Origin of the sequence: Spiroplasma sp. ChiS, assembly GCF_002968355.1 — a bacterium.
GTDB lineage: Bacteria > Bacillota_I > Bacilli_A > Mycoplasmatales > Mycoplasmataceae > Spiroplasma > Spiroplasma citri.
The window spans coordinates 1-9558 of record NZ_PUUH01000275.1 but is presented as its reverse complement, the minus strand read 5'-3'; the positions used below and the strand labels follow the sequence as shown (position 1 = coordinate 9558).

General features: G+C 23.9%; 19 protein-coding genes. 10 read left to right on the top strand and 9 right to left on the bottom strand.

Features of this window, described 5'->3' with window-relative positions; translation table 4 throughout:
- Positions 1–118: 118 nt before the first annotated feature.
- From C6B38_RS06925 to C6B38_RS06885, 8 genes are all read right to left on the bottom strand, one after another.
- The gene (locus C6B38_RS06925) at positions 119–418 is read right to left on the bottom strand and encodes a hypothetical protein (protein ID WP_105299092.1); all 300 of its coding nucleotides are present in this window, start codon (positions 416–418) and stop codon (positions 119–121) included.
- Between the two features lie 99 nt (positions 419–517).
- On the bottom strand, positions 518–775 hold the full coding sequence (locus C6B38_RS06920; RefSeq protein WP_105299091.1) for a hypothetical protein: 258 nt from the start codon (positions 773–775) through the stop codon (positions 518–520).
- The gene (locus tag C6B38_RS06915; RefSeq protein WP_105299090.1) at positions 775–978 is read right to left on the bottom strand and encodes a pentapeptide repeat-containing protein; all 204 of its coding nucleotides are present in this window, start codon (positions 976–978) and stop codon (positions 775–777) included. Before C6B38_RS06915 ends, C6B38_RS06920 begins: the two co-directional genes overlap by 1 nt.
- Positions 957–1202 carry a hypothetical protein gene (locus tag C6B38_RS06910; protein WP_105299089.1) on the bottom strand — a complete coding sequence of 82 codons (246 nt, stop codon included), beginning with the start codon at positions 1200–1202 and terminating at the stop codon, positions 957–959. The genes C6B38_RS06915 and C6B38_RS06910 overlap by 22 nt, the downstream gene beginning before the upstream one ends.
- Before the next feature lie 347 nt (positions 1203–1549).
- Positions 1550–1945: an NYN domain-containing protein gene (locus C6B38_RS06905; RefSeq protein ID WP_233485630.1), complete on the bottom strand. Its 396-nt coding sequence runs from the start codon at positions 1943–1945 to the stop codon at positions 1550–1552.
- A gap of 777 nt (positions 1946–2722) precedes the next feature.
- Positions 2723–2875: a hypothetical protein gene (locus tag C6B38_RS11410; protein ID WP_233485629.1), complete on the bottom strand. Its 153-nt coding sequence runs from the start codon at positions 2873–2875 to the stop codon at positions 2723–2725.
- Between the two features lie 414 nt (positions 2876–3289).
- On the bottom strand, positions 3290–3892 hold the full coding sequence (locus C6B38_RS06895; RefSeq protein WP_071937405.1) for an FMN-dependent NADH-azoreductase: 603 nt from the start codon (positions 3890–3892) through the stop codon (positions 3290–3292).
- Positions 3893–4362: 470 nt separating this feature from the next.
- Positions 4363–5298, bottom strand: coding sequence for a hypothetical protein (locus C6B38_RS06885; protein ID WP_105299088.1), 936 nt, complete (start codon positions 5296–5298; stop codon positions 4363–4365).
- 826 nt (positions 5299–6124) lie between these two features.
- Here C6B38_RS06885 and C6B38_RS11975 point away from each other — a divergent pair.
- The 10 genes from C6B38_RS11975 (at position 6125) to C6B38_RS06860 (ending at position 8473) form a co-directional block, all read left to right on the top strand.
- Positions 6125–6247: a hypothetical protein gene (locus tag C6B38_RS11975; protein ID WP_255401095.1), complete on the top strand. Its 123-nt coding sequence runs from the start codon at positions 6125–6127 to the stop codon at positions 6245–6247.
- A 23-nt stretch (positions 6248–6270) separates the two neighbouring features.
- Positions 6271–6408: a hypothetical protein gene (locus tag C6B38_RS10670; RefSeq protein ID WP_199558610.1), complete on the top strand. Its 138-nt coding sequence runs from the start codon at positions 6271–6273 to the stop codon at positions 6406–6408.
- Positions 6401–6577, top strand: a complete 177-nt coding sequence (locus C6B38_RS10315) for a hypothetical protein (protein ID WP_157092856.1) — start codon at positions 6401–6403, stop codon at positions 6575–6577. The genes C6B38_RS10670 and C6B38_RS10315 overlap by 8 nt, the downstream gene beginning before the upstream one ends.
- A gap of 1 nt (position 6578) precedes the next feature.
- Positions 6579–6710: a hypothetical protein gene (locus C6B38_RS11970; protein WP_255401094.1), complete on the top strand. Its 132-nt coding sequence runs from the start codon at positions 6579–6581 to the stop codon at positions 6708–6710.
- A 14-nt stretch (positions 6711–6724) separates the two neighbouring features.
- Positions 6725–6922, top strand: coding sequence for a hypothetical protein (locus C6B38_RS06880; protein WP_105299087.1), 198 nt, complete (start codon positions 6725–6727; stop codon positions 6920–6922).
- A 14-nt stretch (positions 6923–6936) separates the two neighbouring features.
- Positions 6937–7074, top strand: coding sequence for a hypothetical protein (locus C6B38_RS10310; protein ID WP_162475809.1), 138 nt, complete (start codon positions 6937–6939; stop codon positions 7072–7074).
- Position 7075: 1 nt separating this feature from the next.
- Positions 7076–7300, top strand: a complete 225-nt coding sequence (locus C6B38_RS06875) for a pentapeptide repeat-containing protein (protein WP_105299086.1) — start codon at positions 7076–7078, stop codon at positions 7298–7300.
- Positions 7300–7512, top strand: a complete 213-nt coding sequence (locus tag C6B38_RS06870; protein WP_105299085.1) for a hypothetical protein — start codon at positions 7300–7302, stop codon at positions 7510–7512. Before C6B38_RS06875 ends, C6B38_RS06870 begins: the two co-directional genes overlap by 1 nt.
- A gap of 46 nt (positions 7513–7558) precedes the next feature.
- Positions 7559–7897, top strand: coding sequence for a hypothetical protein (locus tag C6B38_RS06865; protein ID WP_105299084.1), 339 nt, complete (start codon positions 7559–7561; stop codon positions 7895–7897).
- A gap of 108 nt (positions 7898–8005) precedes the next feature.
- A complete protein-coding gene (locus C6B38_RS06860) occupies positions 8006–8473 on the top strand; it encodes a hypothetical protein (protein ID WP_105299083.1) in 468 nt (155 codons plus the stop codon).
- Here the strand turns inward: C6B38_RS06860 and C6B38_RS06855 are convergent.
- Positions 8441–8668 (bottom strand): hypothetical protein, encoded by a 228-nt coding sequence (locus C6B38_RS06855; RefSeq protein ID WP_105299082.1) that lies wholly within the window; start codon positions 8666–8668, stop codon positions 8441–8443. The two genes, C6B38_RS06860 and C6B38_RS06855, sit on opposite strands and share 33 nt — an antisense overlap.
- Positions 8669–9558: the final 890 nt, after the last annotated feature.

The window sequence follows — 9558 nt, the reverse complement described above, 5'->3', positions numbered from 1 at the left end:
AAATAATTAATTAAACCAAAAAATCACTTCTTAACGAACTGGTTCTATATTTTTGTCTGACTCTTTTTGTCATTTAATATCAGATAAATAATTTATCACTGTCACTGTATAACTAAATTTATCTTCAACTAATTTTATCTTCCTTACTTTCTAACTTACTTGGTAAATTATTAATATCTTTTTTTCAATTAATTAGGCAATATCTATGATTATTACTTTCACAATATTTTAAGTGCATTTCAATTGTTATTTCATCAGTTTGTAAACTTTTTCAATCATATGTAAGTTTATCTTCTTCACAAAGTAAATAAAAGTCTTCTTTAAATAAATGTTTTGATTTTAGTTTTTTAATTTCTTTATCTTTTTCAGCAAGTTCTTTTTTAAGTTTGTCATATTTAATTAATTCTGATATATTCATTATTTTTTCTTTCTAAGAATATATGATTTTTTTGCTAAAATACAATAATCATTACTGCATCATAAATATTTATCATCACCATCTATTTTTGATCTACATTTAGGACAACTTTTCCTCATTATTTAATTTTTCCTCCTTACTAGGTAATTTGTCATAATATAATTGTTGTTCTTTTAACTCAGCAAGTTCTGCTTTAAGTGCTTCATTTATTTTTATTAGGTCTTCCATCATTTTATTAAGTACTTCTTCAGTTTTTAAATTTCAATTTAAATCTTTATTTAATTCTGTAATTTCATTTTTAAGTAATTCATTTTCTTCTTTTAGTTTGTTAAATTTAATTGATTCTGTTATATTCATTATTCATTCTCCTCAATAACAGTTAATTGGTCTAATTGTTGTTTTGTGATTTTAATATCTTTTAAATCAGCACCTTGTAAATTAGTACCTTGTAATTTAGCATCTCGTAAATCTAAAAATTCTCTGCTTAAATATTCATTTATTTTATTTTGTTCAACAGTAATATCTGTTAAATCTTTAATTAAATCTTGTAATGTTGTCATTTTAAAGTCAAAAATCAAATACTATAACTTATTTTTTGTTTATTAATAAATTCTAATTTTGCTAAGCAATGCCGAGCATACTTTTTACAATATCAGCCGCCTTTTCTGTTTTTAGTTAATTTTGTAAAGTACTCATTGATATAACACTGACATTTATTAATTAATACTGTCTTATTTGCTAATTTAATTTTTAACTCTTTTCAACAGAGTTCTTTTAAAGACACTTTCAAAACCTCCTTATAAATAGTAAGATTTCTAATTTTTTTTATTTTGGAACACTTACCCTTTAGCCATTGCAGGTTAAAGATTTATCCCCAAACCACGATAACTCTTTTATATTGCCTAAAAGAATTGCCTCCATTATGTCGTAGCAGTACGGCCACCACTGTATTGTTTATCCTCGCTTGCTTAATTTAACGACATTCCAAGTAGAAGAGTTTTATTTAGTTGGTTTTGCTGTTATTTTCTTAAACTAAGCAAGGTTAACGACAATTTTAACCTAATTAAAAAAGATAGAATTTTATATCTATCTTTTTCTTAGTTTTTGGTAAATTTATACCAACCGAATATTTTACGCGGTCTTAAAATTTGAAACTTTTTTATATAAATTTTCAATTATGACCGAAAATTGTACAAAACCTTTGCTATCACTATCATTTTCTTTAATTATTAAATCTACTTTTCGAATTAAATCTTCTTTTGCTTTTGTTAACTCTTTTGTTTCATTACTTTTTGTGCTATTATTTTTTACCAATTCTTTTTTATCATTAAAGGTTTTCGCCTTTAAAATTTTATCAACGCTTATAAATCAATGATAAAGTTTTTTATAATCTTCTGCATTACGAATTACACCGACTCCAATCACCGTTTTATTCTTTTGTTTAATTCTTCTAACAATGGGAGCAAAATCTAAATTACTTGTAGCTAGACAGAAACAATCAACATAATCTTTTTTTAATCATTCCATTACATCTAAAACAATTCTAATATCAACCGCATTTTTCTAAAACTATATTTCTTTCCTTTTTCATTCATTTTTGTATCATTTGAATTGGAATAAATTGTTTTATTAGTTATTTCCATTCAACATTTTATCCCTTCTTAAATTATCATATTCTAATTAAGAAAAATAATTTAAAAAGTATTAAAGTCTATCAAAGATAACTTTAATCCTAAGTAAAAATTATTTTCTAGTCTGTTTTTCTCTTATGATTATCATTTGAGTCACAATTGTGATAATTTGAACAATTGAGATAACCACCACTTTGCTCACAAGTACAATTACAAGCATAACAAGATAAATTACAGTTTCCTACCATTGTAATTCTTCCTTTTACTTTTCATAGTTTTTGCAAAGAGAATAAAAATTAAGTGAAAAATTTAAATATCATTAATTTAAAATTCTTATATGTGACATTCACAATAATATTATATTTCCTAATTATAAAAATAGCAAACCATTTTGTTAATTGTTCTTAATATTTTGCCTCTAATATTTTTCTGTTCCATTACTAAAATTAATTCTTCCTTTCCCCAATTCCAAAGGACTACGGATATTGCACAACACCGGTAATATTTTGTAAACTATGCCAAATGGTTCTTTTGCTTCTTTTATAGTTTTAAATTTGGCATATATGATTTAAATTTTGACCTTTTTTGCCATATAAAAATGCACCTTTTATAAAAGTTTAGAAAAATCTTTTTTATTTTACTTACTTTTTGAGGTGCAGTCTTTTTTGTTTTTTTATCTTTCATTTTCAATTTCTTGATTTTGTTCTTGCTGTGTTGCTATATTTTCTTTATAAATTTTTATAGTTTGTTCTTTAGTTAATTTTTCTAATCTTGCTGGTTTAGGAACAACATTTGGAACATTTTTTATTCCACCTGTATAAAACATTGAATTACCTGTTTCTAATACTTTTTCATTCTTGGATGAAATTGTGCCTGCTTCTGATGCTGGATTTGCCTTTAATTCAAAAATATTCAGTTTACTTTTTAAATTGCTTAGAGTTTTTTGTGCTACATTAAGAATATCTGCTCCATCTACAATATTTTCTTTATCTTTATCATTGTGAAAATATTGTAAAACTACCCCATTAAATAAGTCATTATAGAAATTTTTAATGTCTGATAGTTCTTCTAAATTTATTGTTTCTTTTAAATTATTATTTTATAAATAATAATTAAAGTAATCTATTTTAAAACTTTAAAACTAATTTTAAAATCATATACTTATTAAGTTTATCATAATTTATTAATTAATAAGCAAATAAAAAATCAACATTTGTTGAGTTTTTATTATTTTTATTAATTAAAATGTTTTAACAACTTTTTGAATTTCTTCATCATATTGATCAATTAACTCATCTAGAGTTAGGGCATTGGTTGGAGCAACTTTTGTTCCTGCAACAAGAATTGGTTTATTAACAGTAGCACCAACAAATTCTCATGTTCCTTTTAAATATTCAGTATGATTTCCCCATGGATATCAACCAAAAGGAGCTCCTTGGGTTGTTAAAATTTGTACTTTTAAATGCGGTAATAACCCTATTGCATCACCTTTTTTTGAATATTTATATGAAAATGTTTTATCTGCAACTAAAACATGATCTAAGTAATTTTTCATTAATCCAGAAACATTAAAGTTATTCATTGGACATACAACAATAACTTTTTGTACTTCTTTTAATTGATTAACATAAACATCAGTATCCTCGGCATTAAAATAAGTACCAAAGTTATCACGAGTAAGTGTTTTAAGCGCCATTGGGGTTTCGTTTAAATCTAAATGAATAATTTCATCATTTGCGTTTGCTGCTTGATAATATTTAAGAAAACGAGCTGCTAAAGCTTTTGAATATGATTTTTCATTAGGACTAACCGTTCCATAAATTACTAATACTTTATTTACCATGATTTTCGTTCCTTTCTCGTTTTATTTTATCATATTTTATTCTCTAAACTAAATGAATAATAATTGTTCGTAATTGTTTAAAATGATAATTTTTAAAATAGCAAATGATTTTTAACTTTTTAATAATATAATAATGTTATGAAAAAGAGAAAAAAAATATTATGTATGATAAAAAAAAGCAAAGTTATTGTTAAATTAGTGAATTTTCCGATTTTTTTGTCCGAGATATTCGAGAATTTGTTAATGTTGGTGACAGTGTTGAAGTAGAAGTTCTTAATTTTGACCCTGTTAAAAAACATGTCAAATTAAGTTACAAAAATTGTTGTCCAGAATTATTGAAAAAGGACAATAATTCAGTGGAAGAAACACTGCCAAATTCAGAATCATTACCTAATAAGCATGATTTATTATCAAAATAAATAAACTAGTAAAAAGTATAAAAAAGGTAAAAAGTAGTTTGAAACTACTTTTTATTTTGCTAAATTTAATTGGTTTTGTAATCGCTTTGTTTTTTTACTACTAATTTTATTTTGTGCAAAATAGAATCCAAAGTAACAGCCACTAATAATTAAGGCAAAGGTAGTGTAAACAACAATTGTTTGGACCGCCATTGGAACTTTACCATTTGTATAACTAGCTTTTGGATTTGTAAATTCCATAAAATCATATGGAAAATAACCTGAGAATGACATATCTGGCATTGGTTTTCAACTATGAGTTGCTTTTAAAATATAACCAAGCATAGTAAATACTAAGAAATATCCTAGAATTGTTGCTAAACTATAACCTCATCAACGTAACATAGTTATTTTATTATAACTTAAATTATGATGTTGATAACAAGTAAAATAATAAATCACACCTAATAGTGGAATTAAAGAATGTTGTAAAAACATACTCATTCATTGAATTGGTAATCAGGTTTTCAAATCACCTGTAATCGGTAAAGAAAGATTATAAAAGAATAAGGTAAAGCAAATAACTACCATTGTTAATAGTCCAATTTTACTATTATCATATCGTCCTTGCCCTTCTTTTAAGGTATTAAAAGCAGAATTAAGGAAGAAGGCAGAAAAAATAAAAGTTGAATATGATGTATATAAGGTTAAATTCCGAAAAATAACCATAAAACTAATACTAATATCTGATCAACTTTGTAACTCTGATAATTTTGTTTCATATTTTGGTACTCAACTTTTTGGAAATATTCCCTGATGTTTACACCATAATGTTAGTGATAAACTAACACTAGTAAAAATAATAATTGAAATAATTGGTAAAAGACCAATTATTAACTTAAATCAAAATCGTCAGCTTTTAGTTAAAGTCTTAATATTATTTTTTAATATTCAAGTTTTATTATTATTTAGTTTTAATATTGTTTCGTTGTTTGTTATATTTTCCATTTTTGGACCCTTCTAATATAATATTTATTATTTTACTGGTTTTCAGTAAGAAAAGCAAGATTTTAATAATTTTTGTAAATGTATATTGTAAAATGAAATTCGCCCAAACAACTCTTATTAAAGGGTTGTTTTTTTATTTGAAATAAAACAACTCCTAAAAGGAGGTAATGATAATTAAACAACAAAAAATATGTGATGTTATTAATTGTTATAAATTATCATCATTCACAACGAAGAAACTGGTTTGTTAAAACTTTGATTTTATAAAACTTAATGCAGAGTGGGACAGTTATTTTATAAATAACTAAGTGCTTCCATAAGAACATGAGTTTATACTCATTCCCACAGCCGTACGAGGCAAGTACTGAAATAGTGTATGAGTAAAGAGATAAATCGGCGTTGGTTATTATTTTTAATAACTTGCGATAGTGGTGATGTGTCCAAGGCTAACATTGAACCACAATAAAAATAGAGATGATGACACAAACAATTAAATTTGCGAAATTTGTGGTTGATTGGAGTTTAAATAGCATTCGGTCCTTCATATGGGTGCAAGTAAATTTAATTTCAAAAACTGAGCGTCAAATCCCAGAGCGAAAGCACAAATGGACACAGAAGAAGGAAGACATATATGTCTGGCGTCAAATATAAAAATATAGTTGCAGATTTTTAATAGATGCTAAAACAAACATAACACCGCCACCGCTTACCCCCAGTAAAGCGGATGGCGTAGTAAATAAATAGATAAATACTTATATAACTAATTCTCGCTTTGGCACTTTCACTTGGGAGTGAGTGCCAGCGAGTTAAAAAGGAGAATTAAAAAATGACAGAATATAAAAGTAAATATATTAATAAAACTTGAGATGAAATAACAACATCATTTGATTGAGTTAATTGTCAACCCATCAGATGGATGAAAAATATTACAATTTGAGAAAAAAAATAAAAGGAATAATTTAGGAGGTAAAGATGAAAAAGTTAAATAAAAAAATTATCAACAAAATAAATGAATTAATGCTTAGAAGTTATCTAGTTTCAAAAGATGAAATTACTGATGAACATTGAGCATTAAATAAAAATAATTTGGAGGAATTAAATTATGAATAAAAGATACTTATTAATTATGAAAAGTGATTTTTCAAATGATATTTTAACTAAATCATTTTATACATTAGAAGAAGCAAAAATTACTGCTAATGTTGAAAATAAAAATGGTTGAATAACAACCATTATTGATTTAGAAAATGAAAATATTAAATGAAAAGGATTTGAATAATATGGAAAAAATTAAGATTAGAAATTATGAAATTACATTAGAAGAATATCAAGTAGATACTTTATTAGATATATTAAGAGAATTTATGAAAGCAAATATTCTTAAAAGTAGTGAAGAATTGATTAAAAAATAAGGAGAATAAATAATATGAAAAAATATGTTGCTTTAAAAGATATTAATAATTATTTAGATAAAAAATTTGAAGAAGCAAAATTTAAAACCACTCAAGCTGATATAGATAATATTTGAAAAATAAGTGATAAAAATATTAAAAAAGCAATGGAAGAAGTTATAAATAATCCCTTTTGAAATCAACTATTTAAGAATTTATCAAAAAATGATTAAAGGAGATAAATAATATGTGAAAAGATGAAGATGGCAAAGTTTACACAGAAGAAGATTTATTTAATGAAGCATTAGAAGAATGTCATTCAGAAGAAAGTGCTTATGACTATATTGATACTTTAATTGCAGAAAAGAATTTGGAGGAATTATAAAATGAAAAAATTACAAGATATGATTAAAGATTTAACAGCAGTTACTGTTGAAGAACAAAAAATAAATTATTATTTAGATTTAGAATATGAACCATTAGATTTAGAAGGTGCTAAATTACGTTGGGTTGATTTACAAGGTGTTGATTTATCTTTTGCTAAATTAAAAGGTGTTAAAATCACAAAACAACAATTAGACAAATTAACTGTTATTGAGGATGATAAATAATGAATGTAACAGAATCAATTAAATTTGACAAACTTGAAGCAGAAAATAAAGCACTTAAAGAACAATTAGAAATGGCACATTATTTTAATCAAAATTTAGATAAAGAACTTGCTGAATTAAAACAACAACAATTATATAAAGAAGATTTTAAAAAAATAATTACTACTAATTATAGTTCCAAAGGTCATAAAGTTTCACAACTTGAGAATTAAAAGATAATTCAAACTATGACAAATTACCCAATAAGGAGTATAAAACATGTATTTAGTTATAAAAGATTCAGATAATATAAAAGATCATTATAAAATAACGGATTTAATTTCAAAAAATACCGATCATGAAGAAAAAGAAAACTTTTGATATAAATTTGGTTTAGAACAATATTGAACAGGATACTGCTGATCAAGTGGAATGATAGATAATATTAAAAATATTGATGAATATTTAACAAAAAATTTTAAAGAATTACAAAAAAAATCGTGAAATGAAATTATAAAAAATTATGTTGAAGATAAATTTGGTTATACAGTGGTAAATAATTTATCTGATATTAATTGACAAAAACAGTCTGACAAAAATATAGAACCAGTTCGTTAAGAATTGTTTTTTTTTTGGTTTAATTAATTATTTATTTTTAACTTACTATTAGATATTAATTTTAGTAAAAATAAAATTAAAAGATGAAAAAAAGTGAGGTAATTAAATATGATAAAAAAAATTTATCTAAATCAAAATTTAATTTCGCAAGAAATAAATAATAAAACACATATTTTAATAAACAAACAAAAAGATTGTGTTGTTTTGGATAAAAATTGTTTAGGTTTATCAAGTTATCAAAATTATTTTAGTTTAAAAATTGATGAAAATAAAAATTATGCGGTTCATAGTAGTATCAATAATAAAAATGGTAATATTGTGGGAAAAAATTTACTTTTAAATTTTGAAAAATTAAAACAAGAAAACAAAAAACAGTTTAATTCGCAAAACAAAAATGATGCTAATAATGATTTATTAAATGAATATAATAATCATTATGATAACAAAATAACACAACAAAAATTAACATCAGAAGAATTAAAACAATTACTAGAAGATTTAGAAAATATTGATAATCCCAATTATTGAGATAGTGGTTTTTATCTAGGATACAACAAATATGAAAAAATTACTTAGTTTGTTATCAATATTTTCGTTTTTATTCACAAACACAGTGAATTTGATTGGTTGTGATAATATTGCAAATAACAAACCACACTTACTACCATCTTTAACCTCATTAGCAGGAATATATAAAGCCATTTCATTTAAAACAACTAAATTACTTTCACTATAAGGTATCGGATTTTTTAAATTATTATTATCAAACATATCAAATGTTCCTAGTGCGATATCATTGTTAAAAATTGGATAATTAGAATATTTAGTTTCATATTTTGTTTAATAGTTTTAAAGTTTTAAAAAATGCAAGTTAACTTTTTAAGTCTTTAAAAAATAAAAATAATACTAAATTAGGTTTGATTGATAAAACTGTTGAATATTATGTATGTATGGTAGTTATATGATTGTTTATTTTCTTTACTATATGGTTTGTTATTTATATGATTTTTAAAATATGTAAGGTGGTATCTTAAATGTTAAATATTAGAAAATGAATTATAAATTGATATTTAATGAATTGATTTTTTACATTAATTATGATTGTTTTAAATTGTTTAATTATATTTAAAAAAATATATTTAGTGGTTGATTAAATATTATTTTTATAGTTTTTGTTTATATATTTATTAGTTTATTAGCAGGAATAAAAAAAGCAAACTGATATAAACCTTGATAAACTTTATCTAAAAACTGATATTAACAAAAACCCCTAAATATCAATCTAAATATTCAAAATATAACACCAATAATAAAAGTTAAAAACAAAGTAAAACAAATATAAGCCAAAGCCGGCGGCATATCTACACCAAATATAATCTGCATAAATTCAATATAAATATCAAAGACACTTTTTTCTAACATTTTATTTATTCCTTTCTTTTCAGTAATATTCAATACTTTTTAACTTTTTAGGGGTTAAAAACTACTAATATCCGTGTATTAATTTTCGCAAAGTTTCAATCCCTAAAACAACGAACATTAATACAATCGGAATAATTAAAATAGCGTTTGCACCCAAAAAGGCTAAAAATCAAGTTGTAAAACCTCCGGCTCATTTAGCAAGCGTTCCGGCTCAACCCTCAATCGCTTTAACGCTTTAA